The following is a 22,086-nucleotide window of genomic DNA, read 5'->3' on the forward strand; positions in this document are numbered from 1 at the left end:
CCGTTCCACAACCAAGAGGAACAGGCGGCTCGGGACTGACTTGCCGGCAGTACCTGAACGGGTCAACACCCGAGGGCGGCAGATTGGGACGGAAGCGCGAAAGAAACCAAGCGGGGGCCCTACTGGCCAAACGCTACGGATCTCCGCAGTCATCCCACTGATCGACTCACGCTTCGTAAAAAGTGAATGCTATGAATGGCCCCGAAGCTGGAGGAGGGTAATAAAACCCTTTTTACACGGGTGTGTAGACGGGTGAAGGGCGATTACATGACGATGAATATTTCGCGAAGCGCCCTTGTAAGTCCTTCTCTTGGCGATGGTCTACGTGTTCGGATGCGCCTTACACAGGATTGACCACCTTGTGGCGTGCGGATGTCTCCCCGATGATCTGGGCATCCATGCGTGGTGGTACAGAGACTCGAATCTGACTTCCCATGCGCGCACCTTACTCTTGCTCAATTTTTTCCGAGGCTACCTACGTGATGATTTCCTGGCGTACCTTTTTCTCCCTACAGCGGAAGCAGTGGCATTCTGTATTCCTATTTCTTCTGTGCTTTCTGATGTGCTATGGCATGCCTCTGCTCGCACAGTCCGATCTTTCAGGTGTTTCTGGCACCATCTCCGACCAATCCGGGGCAGTGATCCGCGACGCGGCGATCACAGTGATCGACGAAGCGACCGGGGCGGAGCATAAAACGGAGACGAACAGCTCCGGGTATTACACCATTCCCAGCCTCTCGCCGGGGCGTTACACCATTATGGTGCAGGCGCCGACCTTCCAGATGCTGACGAGCAGGGGGAACAATCTTGACCCGGCGGTTTCGACTACTGCCAATCTAAAGTTAACCATAGGCAGTACCAGTGAGACGGTGCAGGTAGCGGCGCAGGAGACCAGCATCCAGACGGACAGTACTGTTCTGGGCCGGGTGATCACCAGCAAGCAGGCCGAACTGCTCCCCCTGAGTGGCCGCAACCCTATTACTCTGGCCTTACTTAAGGCAGGTGTAACCAGCACAACGGGGAACGTCTCGAACTTCCAGTTCAGCACCGGCCTGGGCGGTCTCAATATCAACGGAGCACGCGAACGCGACAATCTGGTGACCTATGATGGAGCGATCGCGGTGCGCGTGCGCGCCAGCGGAGATTCAGTGGGTGTGGTGGATCTGGAGAATGTGCAGGAAGTTCAGGTACTGGCGTCGAACTATCCGGCTGAGTATGGCCGGTCTGTGGGTGGGCAGGTACGCATTATCACGCGCGCCGGTACGGATCGCTTTCACGGCACGCTATATGAGTATCTGCAGAATCCGGTGCTGAATGCGAACACATGGGTGCGCAATCATGCCACGGCTAACTTCGATCCTTCTTTGCCAAAGAGTGTGAAGTCGAACTACGTGGCTCCGTTCACCTATAACCAGTTTGGATTCAGCGTCAATGGCCCTGCTTATATCCCTCATGTGCTACCCAAGGGAAAGGTCTTTTTTCTCTACTCCGAAGCCTTCGTCCACTTTCCAGCGACAAACACCGCGCCCGTGACGGTGCCGAATCCGGCCTTCCGAACTGGTGACTTCTCCTCCGTTGCCACCCACTTACGCGATCCCCAGGCTATTGGGGTGTGCGACCCGAAGACCGGTGGCCCAGCCTGTTTTCCCGGCAATATCATCCCGAAAAATCGCCTTAGTCCGAACGGCGTTGGTCTCTTAACCGCTTTCCCGTCGCCAACACCTGGCTTCCTGGTGGGCACGCAGAACCTCTTGCAGGTCGCAAAGCATCCGCAGACTCAGCAGATCGATAGTGGCAACCTGGACATTATTCCAACGGCAAAGGACTACATCCGTTTCCGGCTCACGCACTTCTACTACTACGAGGACAATCCGTTCTCGGCTGCCTATGACCTTGTGCCACGAATTTTCAACCGGCCTAACCAGACGGTGTCTCTGGACTGGGTGCACACCTTCACCTCGAACACGATTAATGAAGTTCTAGTCACGGCGGCGCATGGTGCAGATCGTCTTTCGATCGATACGAGCACCGGACTCTATGACCGTACGAGGTACGGCATCAACTATCCGTTCCTTTTTCCGAATGGAAAGGACCTGCCAAACAAGATCCCAACGGTTCAATTCGATAACAGTGCCATTACTACGATGGATGGAAGCGCCTATCCTTCCCACTCGCAGGGCGAGGTGTTCGATTATGCCGACACTTTCACCCACATCGTAGGGAACCATACCTTGCGCGCCGGCGTGCTCTACGAGCGAGCCGGCGAAAATGACGATGACCAGATCTCCGGCCAAAACACCGTTCCTGGACAGACAAATAATCAAAACGGAAAGTTTGAGTTCTCCAGCTTGAATCCGGCTGGTACCGGTCTTGATACAGCGGATGCCGCATTGGGCATCTTCCAAAGTTATGCTGAGGTAGGGCAGCGTTCAGAGACACCCTATCGCGCAAACATGTTCGACTTCTTCGTGCAGGACTCCTGGAAGGCGACGCACAAGTTACACATAGACTACGGTGTACGCTACTCCATCGTGAATCCGTTTTATAGCCTCTGGAATAATATCGGCACTTTTGATCCGGCTTTCTATAGTTCAGCAAACGCAGTAAAGCTGGATAGCAATGGAAATCCCATCGTCGGGACAGGGGATCCCCTCAATGGCACAGTGCTTTTCGGTAATGGTTTTACGGACAGCGCCAAGCAGCACGTCCCGCTAGCTACGACCGGGACAGCCAATTCTCTCTTCCACAATCTTCCGCGCGGCTACATCGATGTGCATTACACCACCTTCCAGCCGCGCATCGGTGTTGCATACGCGGTGAATTCGAAGACGGTCGTCCGGTCGGGTTTTGGCCGCTACATGAGCCGTCAGGGCGTTTCAGACGGCGTCTTTGAGGGCGGCGCACCGCCATTGCAATCGTATGCAGGAATCAGTGGCGGCAGCGCCGATAACCCAGGTGGAGGCGCGGCGGGTTCGTTCCCCACCATCTCCGGTCGTGTCGATCGCAGCTCGCCACAACCCGAAGCGTATGTCTGGAATCTTTCGATTGAACGTGAGCTTCCGCTCCACACGATACTCGGCGTGGCCTACGTTGGTCGCCGGGGACTGCACGGTCAATTCCAGTCGAATCTAAACCAGGCCCCTGTCGGGTCAGTGATGGCTGCTGCCACGGCAAAACTGAATATCAACTCCTACCGTCCCTACGCAGGCTATGGTCCGATCACGCTCGTTACGCAGGGATCCGGATCCGCCTACTCCGGACTCCAGATGGATTTGAATCATCGCTTCCAGAAGGGCTTTAGCTTCGGAGCGGCCTATACCTTCGCGCATGCGACAGACTGTGGATCGTTCCAGAAAAACTTTCTTCCTAATTTTCTAGATCCGAAGTATCTTTGTGGCACTGCCGATTACGACATACGTCATGCGGTCACGATCAACGGAATCGCCGAGATTCCATTTCACGGAAACAACCGGTTGGCACGAGAGCTCCTTGGTGGCTGGCAGGTTACTCAGATTTACAACTTCCAGACTGGCGTTCCGATCTCAGTCACCACCTCGGCGGATATTGCCGGTGTGGGAACAGGTGGTGGCGCACAGTTTTACTCAACCGTTCCTGGTGCGAATTTGCGCGCCTCAGGCACGTTTTCTGCTGGTACAACCGATAGGAATTTCTGGTTCAACCCAGCCGCCTTTGTTGCTCCAGCTAACGGGAGTTTTACGCCGCAACATAACCGAAATATCATACGGACTCCTGGCGTAGAGAACTTCAACGCGGGAGTACAGAAGCGTTTCTATACGTTCAAAGAGCAATACCTCAGCTTCCGCTTCGAAGCCTTCAATTTCCTCAACCACCCTAACCTCTCGCCTCCTGATGTGAATCCAACTAGCTCGACCTTTGGTCGAGTGACCAGCAAGACCGGCCAAAGATCGATGCAGGCCAGCCTTCGCTACAGCTTCTAAAGATCCAGTGAGTATGTCGGACGAGGGCGGGTGGGACTTACCTGCCCTCGCCGGTAACAGGTTACTATTTCTCCCGCTTGGAAAACAGTCAGCAAATCCCTGAGCGTTCGACGTATTATCTTCACGGTCTAGTCTGCGTGGTGGAGAATGGACTATGGCCAATCCGCCGCAGCATCTCGAACCTCGCTGGCCAGCCATTCTTGCCCTGCTCGCTGTAGGTGGATTGCGGCTGGCTCTTCCAGAAGCCTTATCGGCGGGTCCCGGCTGGCTTCTCATTGCCATCGTCGGATTGCTGCTGGTGCCCACGGTGTGGTCGCGCCAGCGTGGGCTAGACAATCTCAATAAGGTCCTCGGATATATCGTAACCGGCGTCGTCACTGTTGATATGATTTGGTCACTTTACTTGCTCGTGGCAGCCCTGCCTTCGCATAGAGAGTCCCCTCAGGATCTGCTGCGCTCCGCTGCCGCTTTGTGGATCACCAATATCCTCGTGTTCGCATCTTGGTACTGGAGATTGGACGCAGGTGGCCCTCGTGCCCGCGAACTGCGCGGGGTGCATAGCGACGGAGCGTTCTTGTTTCCGCAGATGACCCTCGATCAGCAGGCTAAACGCTCCATGGGGGAGCAATGCTGGAGTCCAAACTTTGTAGACTATCTTTTTCTAGCCTTCAACACCAGCACCGCGTTCTCGCCTACTGACTCACCGGTTCTTTCACCCTGGGCCAAGGTTCTGATGATGGTGCAATCGCTTATCTCGTTTGCAACCGTTGCGCTTCTCGCCGCGCGTGCCGTGAATATTCTGTAAGCTGATCAACTACGGAGGCCTTGGAAGCGAACTCTATGAAGTAGCGATCTATCCGAAACAAGTTACCGTATGGGTCTCCGAGCGGAGTATCCTCCCACCCTCGGTTGTCTTCAGTTCGATTTACCGTGGCTAAGCCGCTTGCCGAAAACCACACCAATTGTGGTGCCGAAGCTCGCCGAATGATTGCTGACCCCGAAACGTAGGCCGCCATCTATGCCGAATGACTCGCTAAGCTGACGGTAAAATCCACTGAAGACGTAAGTTCCAGGCGGCGTATTCGATTGTGAGTTGTTCTGGCCGAAAATTTCAGCATACAACCTAGTCTGTTTTTGGGCGTGGAAGCTAAGCGCGAATGATTGTTGGCCCCCATAAGCGCAGCCGGGAACTGTTTGACAGTCCAATTGTACGAGGGAACCATTCAGGATGACGTCGACCTTCCCATCTTTGCCATAATGGTGATTCACGAGCACAGTGAGTTGCTGACCATAGCCCTGGAGTGCTGACTCGGAAGCTGTGGGAAGCTCTGCTTCATACTGCACAGCAAGGCCAGGGGCACCTTGGTGATATTGCTCTTTATAAATCACAGCCTTTCCGCCAAGTGCGATTGTCCCCACTCCATTCGTCGTTCCGCTATCGTCCTGCTGATGATTGAAGGCAGACCACCCAAAATCCAACCTGAGCTTAGATGAAGGCGTATAGCTTATGAGAGTATCGACTGTCTGCTGATTGCCAGGTGTGCGCTGTGGATAGGCATCATAACCGGTTTCGACCTGGAGGACATCAGCGCTTTGCACAGTGGCGCTATTGGCGATTGTCGGCCTTGTGGGACTGAGATTGAGGTCCTGTGCGGATGAACGCATGACTGAGAGAATGCATATCGCGATGAATAAGATCGAATGACTGACTTTCACCGTGAACACTCGATTCCGATAACTTTGGCTTCGCTAAGGCTAGCTTCCATCATTCGCCATTCTTCACGCTTTTGCGATCAATTCCGTCGGGGGAACAGGATTGAATAACAGATCGATATCGGAGTGCTAACGAGAACCCGATCCACTCATGTCGCGGGGATTCTTAGGCTGCAACAAGCCGAAGTTCGCTTGGTGAGTATCGATATCCCAATAAAAGGCAGTGGCGATACAGAGACTGACCCATGTGAGCCCAACAACGTACAGAGATAGCGTTAAACCAAGCGTGTAGCAGAGGTTCGCCATCACTCCATAGACGACGGGCCCCACGAACAGCAGCATGAGTTCGATGACGTCCTCACCCAACGGGATTGCCTTTGTCATCGGCCATTCCATCCCGTCGATGGCTGCCACCTCGATCCAGCACGCCGTTACAGTGCAGCGGACGAAGCTCCCACCACCGGATAACCTGGCCCGCCATTATAAGCGTTCCTGTCCCACGAGATAGAGCCGCCATTTCTTATCGAACGAGATGCCATAGTCGGGGTCGGCAGCGATGGCAACGCTCCACATGAAGCCCCGACTGATCGAAGATCCTGGCCCTCCAACGGGCTCCCCATTGTGGTCGTGTGCGACCCACAAGAACGACTTCAGGAAGATGATTCCGCTCGAAGCGCTCTTACAGAGTCGCCGAGAAGCCGGAAGATCGGTCATAACTCGTAGAGCCAAAGGGCGTACATGCACGCAGAAGACGATTCGTCGCGTCAGCATTCCCCCCCTGCTTGGGCAATCGCTTCAGCCGTCGCTGGACCATCCACCAAATGCTCAGCAAGCGAGAACTTTGTAGGGCATGAACTATCTGCGAAATACTGAATCCATAGAGCGGATCAAAACATTTTTTGAGTAATCGTTGCTTGTGCTTCACGAAATTCCATTCCGCGCAGCTCATCTTGAGTTAAAGCCATTTAGTCACCATATGAATGGCTGTGACCACTTTAGAAGTTCATTTATTCTAGGATGTATACCTTGTTTGTGACAGGGTTGATGGCGATCATATGGGAGGCGTTCGTCATCTGTTAGCACATCAGGAGTTCAAGACACACGAAGCAAAGATCAGCGCGTAGTCCGGAGTTTGAACACAACAGGAAACGCTGTCCCCCGACGTGGCATACAGCAGCGTCTTTTCATGATTTGAAGCTTCCATTACGCTCGCTATCTTCGTTCCCTGACCCAAAGTCCTAAGCTACCTATGACAATTTCACGCAACGGTCCCACCTGCTTCATCTAGATGAATAGTTGGGGTCACGTTTCGCGATATACCTTTGCGACGAATAGAGATAGGAGTCAAGTGCGAGTTCTTGAGGAAAAACTGCGTTAGCGAAGTCGAACGACATGACTATGCAAATCCTGTCCCGGCTGCCTGAGACGGTTCGCACACTATGCAAGCATCGATCTCCACGCATGATTACGAGTCGACCCGGTTTGGGTGCAATTATGTGCTTGCGCCTAAGCCGAAGAAATATGCCAAGTTGCAGCAAGCGGTCTACATAACCCTGTAATCTAGATGACCTTGACCCTTTTAGAAGAAAGCGATAGTCGGGGTAGGCTTCGATTTCTCCACCGTCCACTTCGTTCAAATAAAGAACTGCAGTCACGGCGTTTCGATCGTAATGCCACCGATATGCTCCCCCGGGAGGGGTGAAGTTGATATTTACCCCGACGATGCGATTTTGCAAAGGTACGACGTTCTGATTCGTTACGCTTTGCACGGTTGGAAGGATACTTTCGTAAAGTTTTTGAATTGTCGGCAGTCTCTTTTGAATGTCTTCGCCGTTGATGACGCTGTACTTGAGAGATCGTTTGCGCTCCGGACGATATATCAGCGGGATATCATAAGATCTTCCATACTCATCCAAGGAGACAATGATCGCATTGCATTCCTCCGGTGAAAGAACGCTCTCTATTAGCTGTAATCCAGGCATCTTTTTCAACGCGGATTGCACCCGCTCCTCCTCTTGACTAAGTAACTTCGTCCATGATGCCTTCTCGCTCCCCGCCCTAACTAAATATATGAACCGGATAAGCTCTGATCGACGAACTGCATTTCCAGTGTTTCGCTGTCAGTCAGTGAAACAATCCGTTGCCATTGTTATTCCTCACAGGCTAGAAAATGGCAGCGCATTGAGATCATTGTGCTCTGCGTATCCTACTCATGACCCACTTCTCACGGCAATCATGCTGTCTGCCTTCCCCAGAAGGCACTGATGCAAATAGCGTTGCGCATCGTTAGAGCGTGTCTAGCTGTGATTTTTCAGGAGTTTGTTGTCCATTCGATCGAGAACTGGGATGCTGAAGTTGCGAACAAGCAACACTCCAGGAGACCGAATGGACTATCACTATCATGCCCGAACGACGATTCATCAGCGTAAAGAACTTGCCATGGCGGTCCTCGAGCGCCGGTTGAGCTTGAAGGAGGCCGCGGCCTCCTTCAGGCTCAGCCGGCAGAGCGCGGCGAAGTGGGTCCGGCGTTTTCGCGACGAGGGCGAGGCTGGCCTGCGCGACCTCAGCTGCCGTCCTCGATGCTCGCCGCGGCAGATCCCGGCCGATCTGATCGCGCGGGTCGAGGCCCAGCGCCGGCGGCGTTGGACCGGGATGCGGATCGCGCGTGAGCTTGGCCTCAGCCCGGCCACGGTCAGCCGCGTGCTGCGCCGCTTGAAGCTGAGCCGCATCCGCGATCTCGAACCCCGCCCGCCGCTCGTGCGCTATGAGCATCCCGCTCCGGGCGACATGGTCCACTTCGACATCAAGCGCCTGGTGCGTATCCAGCGGCCATCGGCAACCGCCGCGACAGCGTCAAGGGCATCGGCGCCGAGTTCCTCCACATCGCTATCGACAATCACTCCCGACTTGCTTTTACCGCCATGTATCCCAACCAGAAGGAAGAATCATCGACACACTTCCTGGCCGCCGCAACCGCATGGTTCAAAGGCTTCGGCATCCACCCCACCCGCGTACTCACAGACAACGGACCATGCTTATGTCGGCAGACACTTCCAGAACGCCTGTCATGCGCTCGGACTCAAGCACCGCAAGACCAGACCCTACACCCCACGCACCAACGGCAAGGCCGGAACGCTTCATCCAAACCGCGCTCAGAGAATGGGCCTACGCCCAGATCTATCAAAACTCCGAGCAAAGAACCGCCGCACTGCTATCCTTCACCCACCAATACAACTGGCACAGACCTCACGCCAGTCTCAACCAACAACCACCCATCTCCAGAGTAGGACTCGAGGACAACAATCTCTTGATCCACCACAGGTTCGTTGTCTCGACAGCTTCCTAACGTTGCTACAGAGGATCTTTCACGGGCGAGAGTATCTCGATTTTTGGAAAGTATGTTTTGTAGCGCGCAGCGTCGCGCGTGAGCAATGCAAGACTCTCAATTGCCGCGTGTGCTCCGATATAGAAATCGGGTAAAGGGGTGTTTCGCACACCTCCACGTTTGCGATACGCCAAGAAAGACTTGCCCGCCAGGAATCCGGCCTCCCATGGAAGAGGTGTTCTCTGATAGATGCTGCTGGGAAGAGCGGCGTTCAACGCTTCTATGGTCGAGAATCCGACCGATACCTCGGCATAGATGATCGGGTTCACCATCAGCGATGAATGCTCAGTACACTCGGCGAGCGCATTTGCTGACCATTCGCTCCACATCACATCATTTGTCGCGACATCCAGCAGAATGTTGCTGTCCACCAGGACGCCTCGGCAGTTGCGAAGCCGCGCGGGTAATCCGACCAACGCTGGCTTCATTTGTTCTTCCGGCGGCGCTGTCCGTCATTCCGTGTCAGCGCCATGATTTCGTCGGTGCTCATGCGGGTGTCCGCAGAACCCCGGAGTGCATCGAGAGCTCGATTGCCCCGAGCGCCTGTACCGGGCGTCGGCTTCGCCTTGCGTATGCGTGCGTGATCTCCAACCAGCTCGAATTCAACCTCCGTGTGGGGCAAGAGGCCCAACCGGGCACGAACATTCAGAGGAATCGTCACTTGGCCCTTGCTCGTGATCTGCATGGTAATACTCCTACTGGTAAGTGTAATACCAACTATATTTGAACTGCAATCGTTAGGAATTTCTTTCGCCGAGCTTGCAGAACGGCCCATGCGTTCGCTCGGGCACGGTTGAGGTTTTCGGATCCCCGAGGCCGTCGTCAGCAGGTTGCTGGGGACGAACCTCCAGTTCAATCGCAATCTTCTTCAGATCCTGTCCGGGAAGTCGGCTGACGCCATCTCGGATCGAGCATTTCGGTATCAGAACGAACACCGGCTAATCGCAGCCTTTGACGCGCATCTCTCTCCCGAGATCATCGCGCGCCTTTTGAGAGCGACGCGTTCGCTAAGGTTTCTGGGAGTGCCCTCCCATGACGTAAGCATGGCGGGGCACATGGGACATGCTCTCTCACGCTGCGGTCCAAACGTCGTGCTGTAGATAGCGAGCGTACCTCTCGCCGAACAGCCGTGAGAGGCGAGCCACGCTGTTGGAGCTTTCAAAGACATAGTCTTCGGACATTTCACCACCGGGGGAAGGGAGCGGCGGAGTGCTGCGACGTGCTCGACGTAACGATCCTCGGAAAGGAGCTGGTTGCGAGCCTGACGATATTCGAGACTCTCGTTGGGAAAGTGCGCCTTGTTTTTGCAGCGAGCTCTGTTGCGGGGATTAGGATACTGTTGTCGGCCATTCGGCACTCCCTTTGTCGCGAGTCCTACAGAGTCTATTCCAATAACGCGTGTATCCAGCGTCCAGCGTTTACGGTACCCGCGGCGGGGACATCTATTGCGCCTTCTTACCGCTTGCCGACGCGTGCGACCTCGATTGCGACGATGTCGATCTTCCGCATTGTCATCATTGCGTTCATCACACGCTTAGCTGCGGCGCGATCCGGGTCTTGTGTTGCCGCCAGCAGCGCACGCGGAGTGATCTGCCACGAAAAACCCCAACGGTCTTTGCACCAACCGCACATGCTTTCCTGACCGCCGTTGCTGACGATGGCGTTCCACAGGCGGTCGGTCTCGGCTTGGTCCTCTGTGAGGATGATGAAGCTGACCGTCTCGTTGGGGACAAACTTTGGACCGCCATTGAGTCCCAGAAAATTGCGCCCGCAGACAGTAAATTCAACGATGAGTTCTTGACCTTCCGGACCCGACGGCGTGTCCGTGGGTGAGATGCTCGTCTTACCGACATGACTGTCGGGAAAGGTGGCGGCATAGAATTCGGCTGCTTCGCGGGCTTTCCCGTGGTCAAACCACAGGCAGGTGATCATCTTCTCGGACAACTTGCTCTCTCCTCTCAGGTTTTCAGCCCTCCCCGCAAGTTAGGGGACCCGTTCTCCTGTGACTGAAGAACGGCTTCGCCAGGTATGAGGTACGTCGTGATTACGATTTTGGTCCTTGCATCAGCGCAAAGTGACCGTCCTGATCGTCTGTGGCCTGCAGGATGCGCGAACCTCCGGGTACATCCATTGGAGGCAGAAGTATTTTACCGCCGGCCTCGATCACACGTTTCTGCGCGGCCTCGATGTCGTCGATGGTGAAGTAGAACTGCCAGTGTGGCGGAATACCTTCGGGCATCCCGGGACCTTTACGGTTCATCATTCCGCCGACGTAAAGAGGCATGTCGGTCCGGAAGGTCTGATATGTGCCCATGGCGCCCATGTCATGCGCATAATCCTTCTCCCAGCCATAGTGCCTGGAGTAGTAATCGAAGGCTTTTGCTGCGTCATCAGTGAGCAACTCATGCCAGCCAACGTTGCCCACTGCCATTTGATCAAGACGTGGCCGAGCCTCTTGTTTGCCGGGTTCGAAGAGCAGGTATTTCACCTTTTGCGGGTCCAACACGATCGCGAAACGACCGACACCGGGGATATCCTGAGCGGGCTTTACGATCGTTCCGCCGTCGGCTATCACAGCCTCTAGTTCTTCCTTGAGCTTAGCGGTGTGAATGTGCCCCATCCACTGAGTCGGAAGCTCAGGCGCGCCCGCGCCAGTCCAGGTCATCATGCCACCAACGTCTTTGCCGTCTCGGCCGAAGATCATATAGGTAAAGCCAGGCATACCGGCGTCCTTAACATCCCACCCGACTACCTTCTTGTAAAAGTTGACTGCTTTGTCCATGTCGTTGGTTACGAGTTCGTACCAGATGAATCCGTCTGCCATTTCTCACCTTCCATTTGCGATATATTGCTATGAAGTAGACATCGTCCACATACGCTATCACTGAGAAGTGGATGCTGTCTATAATCGTTCTCGCCGCGGTACACTCTATTTTGAACAAACAATGAAAAAGACCGTCTCCATTGAGAAGCGCAAGACCTTTCGACACGGTGATCTGCGCAACGCGCTCGTCACAGCCGGGCTCGACATGGCCCGTGCTGGAGGACCCAATGCAGTCATTCTGCGGGAGGCAACACGGCAGGCAGGGGTCTCTCCTAACGCGGCATACAGGCACTTTGCGAATCAGGCGGCACTGCTGGATGCAGTAAGATCGGCGTGCATTTCACGGGTTGCAGCAGCAATTGAAGAAGAGATGAGTAAGCCCAGGGTGGCACGCGATCCACAGATGTTCGCAAGAAAGAGCCTGCGGGCGGTGGGCATGGGGTATCTAGGATTCGCAATGAGGGAGCCGGGAATGTTTCGCACGGCCTTCTCAGTTCCGCCGCCTGTATATGAGCAAAACTCGGCGAACACGGCGTCCATGGGGCTGAACCCGTTTCAACTGCTTTCGCTGGCGCTCGATCGCATGCTCGAGAGCGGCTTGCTCAGCAGGAAGGACCGCAAAGATGCGGAGTATTTAGCATGGTCGACAGTTCACGGGTTGGCACTTCTGGTGCTTGAGGGGCCGCTACATAAGATGCCGCGTGAGATCGTGCTGACGCTGGGAGAGCGGCTGGTGGTCATGGTGGAACGCGGTATCAGCTAAACATTTCCAGTAGAACGCTGCGCTATTCCGAATTCGCCGAATGTATCGAGAAGTACCTATCAGTTGTCGGGGTCCCACTACTGATAAGATGATCGTCTCTACTGAGGAGAATGAACTGCTACTAGCCTCAGAAGAATAGACTTCAGCATAGAGTCAACCTTTGGGATTGAGTGCTCAGTCGATTTGATGAGCGAGAGATAGCGATTACCCTCGCCTCTTTTTAGGTCAGCTAGCAATTACCGCGCAGGAAAATGCTGCGCGGGCAAGGTTCTAGCAAAATAGTTATTGGAGACTACGAGTGTCAAGCCGTACCCTTGCTTAGGATTTTTCTGTTGCGCTTAAGCAGATATATTCGCAACTCGAGTTGGCTAAGTGCTCGATCGACTGCCGAGCACATGTCCCCCGAGCAGGACTCTAGAAGGTGCCCAGATGGATCTTGACTACGGTTCTGATGTGTTTTCGAAAGGCGAGACCGCGGTCCGTCTGGTCTCCGTTCCATAGCCGCGACGTCTTCCACACGCCGTTCTCGAACGTGCCCTCTTCCGCACTTAGAATCTGCATACGAAGACCGGGCAGTCTGCCTTCTGTATGGAAGGCGACACTCGCGTCGATGCCCGTGACGAGAAATTCATCCGATGAGAGCTGTGCCACCAAGGCGCGTCCGGTGTGGGCTGGGGTGCCAGGGGCGTGCCGGCCATCCGGCTGAGGAAACCCGAAGCGCACGGAGGCTTTCCACTTGCCGAAGTCCAGTTCCTGTTCTGCTTGTCCAGGTGCATCTACAGCGGCCTTCAGCTTTCCTTCGAAGTTCAGACGAGCTATCTCTCGTGAGATCGGTTCCAACAGTGCAAAGTTCTCGCTGTGCAACTTCGGCCCCTCGCCCTCGGAGAAGGTCCAGCCCGTATGATCCACCCCGAATGGAGAGAACCCGATCGCACCGTAGTTCAAAGCCAGAAATAGGTAGCTTGCATATGCATCACTATTCCCTGTCTCCGGAATCCAGAGAGCATTGCCGGCAGTTGCATATGTCTTTAGAACGTTAGTGTAGAAGCCTAAGTCGTCGGAATAAATATCCGGCCCTATCACATCGAGCGCTGGCGCCAGCGCCTTCCATAGCCAAAGCAATCGCTGGACAGGACCGCCCGACGGCCAACCAATTCCAGGGTTTCCGACCTGTCGCTCCGGCAGTTCGGCAATCGGATATGACAGCCACACGTTGCAGTACAACGGAATATTGAACTCTCGCTTCCCAGCCTCTGCCACTTCGTTGATATACCGAGCTTGGTAATAGGCCTGGAAGACCTCATCCGCATCTCCACCGAAGACCTCACGCCATGTACCTGGACTCTTGCCCGCAGCACGAAGAAGGTCGGCAGGAATCTTGCTCTCAAATTCGCGATTCGACGACAGTGAAAAATCGCGAGGTGAGCCGATGATGCCCGACTCGTTCTCTACCTGCACGAAGATCACGGTGTGCTCAGTAGAGTCGATCTCGGCGAGGTGATGCATGAGAGCCGTGAAGGCATGCTTATCAGCCTCGAGATTGGCGCGCGAGTTCGCTGAGAGGACGTCGATCGGTTCGCCCGCCTGATTGATTACGCGAGGATACTTCTTTATATCTGTCTTTACCCACTGGGGAACATAGTGCATATTCCCGTTTTTCCATGTGCCGAACCAGAGCACCACGAGATGCATGTGGTTCTCCCGAGTCCGCTGTACCAGCATGTCGACGGTAGAAAAGTCGAAGTTGCCCGGCGAGGCCTCAAGCTGCTCCCAATAGACTGGCGCTTCTACAGTGTTTGCATGCATGTCTTTAAGAGCCGGCCACACCTCCGGCAGTGTTGAAGCCCATGAACTGGAATTGTTGATCTGGGCACCAAGGACAAGAAACGGAGCGCCATCGACCATCAGGGCGTGTCTACCGCCTTTCTCGACGATCCTGGGCGCCTCGGCAGCCCGGCTAACGGACGAGCCTACAAACAAAATACTCAAAATCAAAAAGAGACTTTTCGATCGGCAATTAATGATTTGTAACTTGGAATGCATTCGAAACCTCACCGTGAAATATCGGGCAGTTTTCTTCGGTAAAAGAACACATAGCTACCTTATTGCCTATTGCTGAAGTGGAACATGAGCTACTTCAAAGCAGTAGCGTTGGCCGCGAGGGTTTTGCGCCTGATAGAACGATGAGGAGACACAGGTCTCCGCCGTCAGTCGGCTTGTGCGGCTTGGCAATTGGATTTCCATTCTCAATCTTTCCCTATTGTGAGTCCCATAATCAGCCTTCAAGGTGTGGGGTATTTCGTACTTACGTTGCACCCCACTATACCTACAACCGTGCCCACAGATAAAGACTGGCTCAGACGCATGTCCTCGGGCATCTCTGGACCAGAAATCCGCAATTGTTATGGAGACAGCACGGAGGTCGTCAGAAGCCCAGTGGATAGAGCGTTCGGTTCACATCTACTGCTGAAAAGGTTGGTCCGCATGATTCCCCCAATAGGGGAGTATCGCGAACCTTTCCCTGGTGACTTGGCCTGTAAGCCTTATTTGCATCGGCTACTGTCAGATGAAGTTGCAGCACCTAAAACTTCACCACACTACAACTCACGCAGTTGGGTTCCGCCTTCCTTTCTATAATCACGAGACAAGCTTGCAAAGACATACAGCTTAACGGCGATAAGGGCGCATCGGTTTTCATGCAAAAGCGAAACGCGGTGATCGTAGGGGCAGGTCCTGGAGGTCTCGCGGCAGCGATGCTGCTGGCGAAATCCGGGGTAAAAGTCACAGTCGTTGAAAAGCGGAGCCAGGTGGGCGGACGGACCTCAACGATGGAGCAGGATGGATTCCGCTTCGATGTGGGGCCTACGTTTTTCCTCTTTCCACAGGTATTGAAGGAGATCTTTGGGGCGTGCGGATACGATCTGGACGCCGAGGTTCCGATGACACGACTGGATCCGCAATATCGGCTGGTATTCGGTGCGGGAGGTGAGTTGTTAGCGACCCCCAATGTGGAACGGATGACGCAGGCGATTGCTGCAATTTCAGCAGAGGATGCTGCGCGATTCCATAAATTCATCACGCTCAACAGGATGAAGTTAAAGGAATTTCTGCCGTTCCTGCAGCGTCCATTTGAAAGCTGGAGAGACCTGGCGACGCCGGGGATGATGAAGCTGCTGCCATTGCTAGCTCCGTGGAGGTCGCTCGATCAAGACCTGCAGATGCACTTCAAGGACGAGCGGATACGTCTAGGGTTCAGCTTCCAATCGAAATATCTGGGGATGAGTCCGTTTCGCTGTCCCAGCTTGTTTTCGATCCTGTCTTTCCTGGAGTATGAACACGGGGTCTTCCATCCAACAGGTGGGTGCGGCGCCGTAACGAATGTAATGGCTCGGTTAGCCCGACAGATGGGCGTAGAGATTCTGCTAGATGAGCCGGTGGAGCGGGTGCTCATTGAAAAAGGCAAAGCAATTGGGGTGAAGACAGCGCATTACAGCCTGCGGGCTGATGCAGTGATCGTGAACGCAGACTTCGCGGGCGCGATGAGGCGTATGGTGCCGAACCATCTGCGCCATCGGTGGACAAATGAGAAGCTGGCAAAGAAGGATTACTCCTGCTCCACGTTCATGATGTATTTGGGAATCGACGGCCGGTACGACGATGTGTCCCACCACACGATCTATCTCGCAGACAACTACAGACAGAACTTACGGGACATTGAGAAACTGCATCGGTTGAGCGATAACCCTTCGTTTTATGTGCAGAACGCGAGCGTCACGGACGCCACACTGGCCCCAGAGGGACAAAGTACCTTATATGTCCTGCTTCCGGTAACACATGAAGCTGGCGGCGTGGACTGGGGGAAGGAGACTCCGCGATTCCGCGAACTGGCCTTCGAACAGATGGAGAAGATCGGTATTAGAAATGTGCGAGGTCGGATTCGCACGGAGAAAATTGTAACTCCTGCGGGCTGGGCGAGCGAGTTCGATTTGTACAAGGGTGCAACGTTCAGCATGGCGCACTCTTTGAAGCAGATGCTGCACTTGCGACCCCATAATCGCTTCGAGGATGTGGGGCAGATGTACCTGGTGGGCGGCGGGACGCATCCTGGGAGCGGGCTGCCGGTGATCTTCGAATCGGCACGCATCACTTCCCGGTTACTTCTGGAAGATTTGAAGATTACGCCGCAGTGGGACGCTGCCCCGAATGAAATTGTTCGGGGCGAGTTGGCCGGGGTCGCTTGAGAATGAAGAGTGCGGTTCTAGACAATGAGACGCATACTGGATGCGAGGACGATCTGGTGATGATTGATCGAGAAGACGACGCGAAACTTAGGTCAATTCAGAGGCAATGGGCCTCGCGGCCGATGCGCGAACGGCTGAAGGTTGTTCGCCGTGCTCGCTATGCGTTGGCTGAAATGGGAGCAGCTTTTGCTTCAGCGATGCCACGGGAGCTTACGAGGAATAGTGTAGAAACACGCGCCGCAGAATTGTTGCCATTGCTAGCGGCAGCGGAATTTCTAGAGCAGCGCGCGGAACAGATTTTGAAGGTGAAACGACTTGGCAAGCGAGGACTTCCTCTGTGGCTCTTGGGTACCGACAGCGAGGTCAGGCGCGTGCCTTTTGGAACCGTGTTAGTGATTGGGCCTGCGAATTACCCATTGTTCGTGCCGGGCGTGCAGACCTTGCAGGCTCTTGCCACAGGCAATGCCGTGGTGTGGAAACCGGGACGCGGTGGAAAGCCTGTCGCGGAGTTATTTGCCGCAGCGATGGATGAGGCAGGGCTCCCACAGATGTTGTTGCGAATTACTGAGGATAGTGTTGGGGCAGGTGTGGCGGCACTGCACGGTACCGTTGACAAGGTGATCTTCACCGGATCCGCAGAGAATGCGCGAACGGTCCTGCGAGCGGCGTCGGACCGATTAATACCTTGTGTCGTAGAAGCCTCCGGCTGCGATGCAGTGGTAGTACTCCCTTCTGCCGATGTGGGACAAGTGGTGAAAGCGTTGACGTTCGGCATGCGACTGAATGGATCGGCCACATGTATGGCTCCACGGAGAGTCCTCGTGTTCGGAGAGGCGAACGAATTGATTGCTGGCTTGACCAAGGCATTTGAATCAGTGCCCAAGGTGGAATTGGCATCTGAGTTATGGCAGGAGTTGGCCGTCTTGCTGGACGAGGCTGAGGCAGATGGGGCTAAAGTGATAGGAGATATTGGGGGCGTAGCGGTACGGCCCCTTCTGGTACTCCATGCGAAACCCGAGATGGAAATTGCGAAGAGAGATGTGTTTGCACCGGTGCTCTCGGTGATCGGGGTGTCGACTTGGGACGAAGTGGTAGCAGCGCAGGAAACTTGCCCCTTTGGATTGACTGCGTCGATCTTTGGAGCAGAGTCAGAGGCACGACGGTTTGCAGAGAGGCTAAACGTTGGAACAGTGCTGATCAACGATGTGATCGTCTCAACGATCGATCCTAGGGTGCCTTTCGGCGGTAGAAGATTGAGTGGTTTCGGAGTGACGCAGGGAGCAGAAGGGCTGCTGGAGATGACGGCAGCAAAGGTAATTACAGCGAAACGAAGCACAACGACCCGGCAATATGAGCCTACAGATTCTGCCGCGCATGTGGAGACGTTTGATGGGTTGATTGAGGCAATGCACTCTCGGGGTTGGGTGCAGAGGTTGCGTGGTTTGACTCGAATACTCAAAGCGGCAAGTAATCTGCGTCAGAGATAGAGAGACGAGACATAATTTGTAACTTATGTTGATTGGAAGGAACCATGCAAGCGACGGACTTGAAGGTCGGGATGATCGGATCGGGACTGGCAGGGTTGGCGGCGGCCTGTACCCTGGCGGCGCGTGGATACCAGGTTACGGTCTTCGAGAAGAATACCTGGCTGGGCGGGAAGGCAGCGCAGTTGAAGGCGCAGGGTTTTCGCTTCGATATGGGACCGACGATTCTGATTCAGCCATCAGTGTTGCGCAGAATCTTCGAAGAAGCAGGACGCCGGATGGAGGACTATGTGCCTATGGCGCGACTCGATCCGCAGTGGCGCTGCTTCTTTGACGATGGTGCGAGGCTGGATCTTAAAGACGATGCGCTCGAGATGGAGGCACAGTTGGATGCGGTGTGGCCGCAGATGGGCCAGGGTTATAAGAAGTTTCTGGAGATGTCGGAGCAGCTTCATTCGATTAGCGAAAGGTTTTTTTTCTGGAGGTCCATTGGGTCGATCAAGGACACGATGGACGTGGGAGGCGCATTCGACCTTAAGGTACTCAAGGACGTGATGCGCATGCGCATGGGGAAGACGGTATCAGGAACGATTCGGGAGTTCATACCAGATGCGAACACGGCGCAGATGCTGGATCACTTTGTGCAGTATGTCGGTTCGTGTCCGGATGCTTCGCCCGCTATTTTATGCTCGATCGGCCACATGCAGATGGAAGAGGGAATCTGGTATCCACTCGGTGGAACGCGAGCTGTACCGGAGGGACTGGTGAAGCTGGCGACGGAACTGGGAGTGACATTCCACACCGAAACGGATGTGGCTAAAATCCTTACTGCCACATCAACGCGTGGGGGTGGGAGCCGGGTGACGGGTCTAATGACTACTCGAGGCGAGGTGCATCCCTTCGATCGCATCGTCTCGAATGAGGACGCTGTACGAACCCATCGGGAGTTGGTGGGTGGTGCTGCAGCGCGAAAGTTCGAACATAAGAGGAAGTACGAACCCGCGTGCAGCGGTGTGGTGCTTTACCTCGGGCTGAATCGGCGGTATACACATCTGGCTCACCATAACTTCGTGTTCTCCCGTGATTCGCATGAGGAATTTCACCATATCTACGATTTGGGCGAGTTGGCTCCCGATCCTACGTGCTACCTGGCAGCTACAGCGGCAACAGATCCGACCAGCGCACCAGAAGAGGGAGAGGCACTCTATGTGCTGGTGCATACACCCTACCTTCGACCACACCATGACTGGACCAAGATGTTGTCACAATATCGGCGGGTAATCCTGAACAAGCTGAAGCGGACGGCAGGGATGGAGGACATCGAGGAACGAATCGTGTTCGAGGATGCCCTGACTCCCCAGAATATTCACGACCGCTACCGAGTCCTGAACGGTGCGATCTATGGGCTATCGAGTCATGGGGTGTGGCAGGGGGCATTCAAACCAGCGAATCGAAGCAAGGAGTTGCCGGGCATGTACCTCGCGGGCGGAGCGGCGCATCCCGGACCAGGGATGCCGATGGTAATGATGTCGGGGTGGATTGCGGCGGATTCTCTCGACCAGGACGCCCAAGCCATGAGCAGGCTGTGAGGATGAAGGCTCCAACCATATCGCGATTGATGCTTTGGTTCTTTCGCCGAATCGTGCACCGCTACGTGCGGCGTCACTTCCACGGGGTGCGGCTGTTGGGAGCAGAACGATTGACAGCAGCGGCAGCGGACGGCGGACCTTTGATTATCTATGCCAACCATGGATCGTGGTGGGACCCGATGGTGTCTTTCTTGCTCGCGGAGCGACTGATGAAGGCGAAGCGACACTATGCACCGATGGATGCGAAGGAGCTTGAGCGGTATCGGATTTTGAAGTATGTGGGCATCTTTCCAGTAGAGATGAAGACGGCGCGGGGTGCGATCCAGTTCTTGCGCAGCGGCGAGGAGATTCTACGTGCGCGAGGGGTGTTGTGGGTGACTCCGCAGGGTCGGTTTGTGGACGCACGGGAGAGACCGTTGGAGTTAAAGCGGGGGTTGGCGGCGCTGGCGGTGCGGGTTGCAGCGAGGGAGGGAGGCTGCACGGTGCAGCCGCTGGCGATTGAATATCCATTCTGGGATGAGCGGCTGCCGGAATGTTTACTGGAATTTGGAGATGCCGTGTCGGTGACCGCAGGGGAAGAGGAGGGTCCAGTTCAGCAGCGACTAGTCGCTGGGCTGGAGGCGGCGATGGAGAATTTGAAGTCGCGAGCGCTCCTGCGTGATGCGACGCAGTTCCGGAGCTTGGAGGTGGGACGAGCGGGCACGGGTGGGGTCTATGGGTTCGGACAATGGCTGAAGGCGAAGATATCACGTCGGTCGCACTGGACAGAGCCTGCTGCGGCAGTGGCGAGCGCACTTGAGAAGGAGAGAAACCGCGGTGCTTGAGCCATTCGCCATTGCGGGGATGATCTGTGCGCTTGTCCCGACCGTGCTGTTCTGCCTGAATCTACGGAAGTATCGAGAGCCAGAGGCTGTGGCGCTTGCCTTGCCCGTAGTGTCGGTGCTGATTCCGGCACGGGATGAGGAGACGGTAATTGGAGACGCAATTGAGCGCGTGCTGGCGAGTACCGGGGTCATGTTTGAGGTGGTAGTGATGGACGACCAGTCGACCGACCAGACAGCGGCGATCGTTGAAGAGATGGCAGCAGCGGATGGACGTGTGAGGCTGGAACGCGCACCAGTACTGCCACGCGGGTGGAACGGGAAGCAGCATACATGTTGGGAGTTAGCGCATGCTGCACGGGGCGCCCTACTGTGTTTTGTAGACGCGGATGTGAGGCTAGAGCCGGCGGCGCTAACGCGAATGGCTGCATTCCTGATGCGAGACTCGAACCTGGGGTTAGTAAGCGGGTTTCCCCGGCAAGTGACAGAGACATGGCTGGAGTGGCTGCTCCTTCCGCTGATTCACTTTGTGGTACTCGGATTTCTTCCGTTAGGACGAATGCGACGGTCTAACGATCCTGCGTACGCAGCGGGATGTGGACAGTTCATGATGGTGCGCGCCACGGACTACTGGAAGTGCGGCGGCCATGCGGAGATCAGAATGACGATGCATGATGGGTTGTTGCTCCCTCGGCTCTTTCGACAGCATGGATACCATACGGATCTGGCAGATCTTACCCGTTTGGCTACTTGCAGGATGTATCGAAATGCGCAGCAGGTCTGGTTTGGTCTGGCAAAGAATGCTACGGAGGGAATAGCTGCTCCCGTGCGGATTGTGCCGGTGACCCTGTTGCTTCTGATGGGTCAGGTACTTCCGTTCTTGCTCGTAGCTGGGTTCGCGTGGGCGGGAGGAATCTCACTACAGTGTTGGATTTTTCTGGGGATAGGAATGGTTGGGGGGTGGCTGCCGCGGGCGCTCGCGGCAATAAGGTTTCGGCAGAGTTGGCGGAGTGCCGTCCTTCATCCCATGGGGATTGTGCTACTGCTGGCCATCCAGTGGTATGCGATGTCGAGGCTGTTGCTAGGAGGAGCCGCAAGTTGGAAGAATCGAGCTTACAAGTAGAATCGCGGTTCTCAATTTGAGACAAATGTACGCGCGGATTCACATTGGAGCGACTTGGCCAGCATTAGTCATTCATCATGATGACTGTAGTTTTCGTTTACTTAGTAGAATGCGCTTTGCCTGAGGTCGCCGAGCATATCATATTCGCGGATTTGAGGGCATTTGCGTTCCATCGTAGTGCTGA

General features: G+C 55.0%; 16 protein-coding genes and 1 pseudogene. 9 read left to right on the forward strand and 8 right to left on the reverse strand.

The genetic code is table 11. The features are described 5' to 3' along the window. Positions 1-572: 572 nt before the first annotated feature. Positions 573-3,959, forward strand: coding sequence for a carboxypeptidase regulatory-like domain-containing protein (locus HB393_RS20860; protein ID WP_255551436.1), 3,387 nt, complete (start codon positions 573-575; stop codon positions 3,957-3,959). Positions 3,960-4,113: 154 nt separating this feature from the next. Next, positions 4,114-4,764: a hypothetical protein gene (locus HB393_RS20865; RefSeq protein WP_213807143.1), complete on the forward strand. Its 651-nt coding sequence runs from the start codon at positions 4,114-4,116 to the stop codon at positions 4,762-4,764. A gap of 110 nt (positions 4,765-4,874) precedes the next feature. On the opposite strand, the gene HB393_RS20870 is transcribed toward HB393_RS20865, so the two are convergent. The 3 genes from HB393_RS20870 to HB393_RS20880 form a co-directional block, all read right to left on the reverse strand. Beyond that, positions 4,875-5,675: a hypothetical protein gene (locus HB393_RS20870; protein WP_345945353.1), complete on the reverse strand. Its 801-nt coding sequence runs from the start codon at positions 5,673-5,675 to the stop codon at positions 4,875-4,877. 126 nt (positions 5,676-5,801) lie between these two features. After that, entirely contained in the window at positions 5,802-6,056 is a 255-nt protein-coding gene (locus tag HB393_RS20875) for a hypothetical protein (RefSeq protein WP_213807144.1), read from the reverse strand. Positions 6,057-6,952: 896 nt separating this feature from the next. Next, entirely contained in the window at positions 6,953-7,675 is a 723-nt protein-coding gene (locus tag HB393_RS20880; RefSeq protein WP_213807145.1) for a 2OG-Fe(II) oxygenase, read from the reverse strand. Between the two features lie 382 nt (positions 7,676-8,057). On the opposite strand from HB393_RS20880, the pseudogene HB393_RS20885 reads away from it, so the two are divergent. Then, positions 8,058-9,018, forward strand: a pseudogene (locus HB393_RS20885) (IS481 family transposase). A gap of 5 nt (positions 9,019-9,023) precedes the next feature. Here HB393_RS20885 and HB393_RS20890 read toward each other — a convergent pair. The 4 genes from HB393_RS20890 to HB393_RS20910 form a co-directional block, all read right to left on the reverse strand. Next, on the reverse strand, positions 9,024-9,485 hold the full coding sequence (locus tag HB393_RS20890; RefSeq protein ID WP_213807146.1) for a type II toxin-antitoxin system VapC family toxin: 462 nt from the start codon (positions 9,483-9,485) through the stop codon (positions 9,024-9,026). Then, entirely contained in the window at positions 9,482-9,742 is a 261-nt protein-coding gene (locus HB393_RS20895) for an AbrB/MazE/SpoVT family DNA-binding domain-containing protein (RefSeq protein WP_213807147.1), read from the reverse strand. The genes HB393_RS20890 and HB393_RS20895 overlap by 4 nt, the downstream gene beginning before the upstream one ends. Positions 9,743-10,512: 770 nt before the next feature. Continuing rightward, positions 10,513-11,001: a VOC family protein gene (locus tag HB393_RS20905; RefSeq protein WP_213807149.1), complete on the reverse strand. Its 489-nt coding sequence runs from the start codon at positions 10,999-11,001 to the stop codon at positions 10,513-10,515. Between the two features lie 100 nt (positions 11,002-11,101). After that, the gene (locus HB393_RS20910) at positions 11,102-11,881 is read right to left on the reverse strand and encodes a VOC family protein (protein ID WP_213807150.1); all 780 of its coding nucleotides are present in this window, start codon (positions 11,879-11,881) and stop codon (positions 11,102-11,104) included. Positions 11,882-12,002: 121 nt separating this feature from the next. Between HB393_RS20910 and HB393_RS20915 the strand changes: the two genes are divergently transcribed. Beyond that, a complete protein-coding gene (locus HB393_RS20915) occupies positions 12,003-12,644 on the forward strand; it encodes a TetR/AcrR family transcriptional regulator (RefSeq protein WP_213807151.1) in 642 nt (213 codons plus the stop codon). Between the two features lie 414 nt (positions 12,645-13,058). Here the strand turns inward: HB393_RS20915 and HB393_RS20920 are convergent, their stop codons facing one another. Beyond that, the gene (locus tag HB393_RS20920) at positions 13,059-14,639 is read right to left on the reverse strand and encodes a DUF5597 domain-containing protein (RefSeq protein WP_255551439.1); all 1,581 of its coding nucleotides are present in this window, start codon (positions 14,637-14,639) and stop codon (positions 13,059-13,061) included. Between the two features lie 701 nt (positions 14,640-15,340). Here HB393_RS20920 and crtI (HB393_RS20925) point away from each other — a divergent pair. The 5 genes from crtI (HB393_RS20925) to HB393_RS20945 are packed head-to-tail and all read left to right on the forward strand — an operon-like array spanning position 15,341 to position 21,902. Beyond that, on the forward strand, positions 15,341-16,885 hold the full coding sequence (crtI, locus tag HB393_RS20925) for a phytoene desaturase family protein (RefSeq protein ID WP_213807153.1): 1,545 nt from the start codon (positions 15,341-15,343) through the stop codon (positions 16,883-16,885). Between the two features lie 2 nt (positions 16,886-16,887). Beyond that, positions 16,888-18,372: an aldehyde dehydrogenase family protein gene (locus HB393_RS20930; protein WP_213807154.1), complete on the forward strand. Its 1,485-nt coding sequence runs from the start codon at positions 16,888-16,890 to the stop codon at positions 18,370-18,372. A 44-nt stretch (positions 18,373-18,416) separates the two neighbouring features. Next, positions 18,417-19,958 carry a phytoene desaturase family protein gene (crtI, locus tag HB393_RS20935; protein ID WP_255551440.1) on the forward strand — a complete coding sequence of 514 codons (1,542 nt, stop codon included), beginning with the start codon at positions 18,417-18,419 and terminating at the stop codon, positions 19,956-19,958. A gap of 2 nt (positions 19,959-19,960) precedes the next feature. Beyond that, the gene (locus HB393_RS20940; RefSeq protein ID WP_213807155.1) at positions 19,961-20,782 is read left to right on the forward strand and encodes a lysophospholipid acyltransferase family protein; all 822 of its coding nucleotides are present in this window, start codon (positions 19,961-19,963) and stop codon (positions 20,780-20,782) included. Continuing rightward, positions 20,775-21,902: a glycosyltransferase family 2 protein gene (locus HB393_RS20945; protein WP_345945354.1), complete on the forward strand. Its 1,128-nt coding sequence runs from the start codon at positions 20,775-20,777 to the stop codon at positions 21,900-21,902. Before HB393_RS20940 ends, HB393_RS20945 begins: the two co-directional genes overlap by 8 nt. Positions 21,903-22,086: the final 184 nt, after the last annotated feature.

Origin of the sequence: Granulicella sp. dw_53, from assembly GCF_018449545.1 — a bacterium.
In the GTDB taxonomy this organism is placed as follows: Bacteria; Acidobacteriota; Terriglobia; order Terriglobales; family Acidobacteriaceae; genus Edaphobacter.

Coding starts and splice junctions, on each gene's coding strand:
- HB393_RS20865 (WP_213807143.1), top strand. CDS start 4,114: ATGGCCAATCCGCCGCAGCATCTCGAACCTCGCTGGCCAGCCATTCTT.
- HB393_RS20860 (WP_255551436.1), top strand. CDS start 573: ATGCCTCTGCTCGCACAGTCCGATCTTTCAGGTGTTTCTGGCACCATC.
- HB393_RS20910 (WP_213807150.1), bottom strand. CDS start 11,881: ATGGCAGACGGATTCATCTGGTACGAACTCGTAACCAACGACATGGAC.
- HB393_RS20890 (WP_213807146.1), bottom strand. CDS start 9,485: ATGAAGCCAGCGTTGGTCGGATTACCCGCGCGGCTTCGCAACTGCCGA.
- HB393_RS20930 (WP_213807154.1), top strand. CDS start 16,888: ATGAAGAGTGCGGTTCTAGACAATGAGACGCATACTGGATGCGAGGAC.
- crtI (WP_213807153.1), top strand. CDS start 15,341: ATGCAAAAGCGAAACGCGGTGATCGTAGGGGCAGGTCCTGGAGGTCTC.
- HB393_RS20875 (WP_213807144.1), bottom strand. CDS start 6,056: ATGACAAAGGCAATCCCGTTGGGTGAGGACGTCATCGAACTCATGCTG.
- HB393_RS20940 (WP_213807155.1), top strand. CDS start 19,961: ATGAAGGCTCCAACCATATCGCGATTGATGCTTTGGTTCTTTCGCCGA.
- HB393_RS20915 (WP_213807151.1), top strand. CDS start 12,003: ATGAAAAAGACCGTCTCCATTGAGAAGCGCAAGACCTTTCGACACGGT.
- crtI (WP_255551440.1), top strand. CDS start 18,417: ATGCAAGCGACGGACTTGAAGGTCGGGATGATCGGATCGGGACTGGCA.
- HB393_RS20895 (WP_213807147.1), bottom strand. CDS start 9,742: ATGCAGATCACGAGCAAGGGCCAAGTGACGATTCCTCTGAATGTTCGT.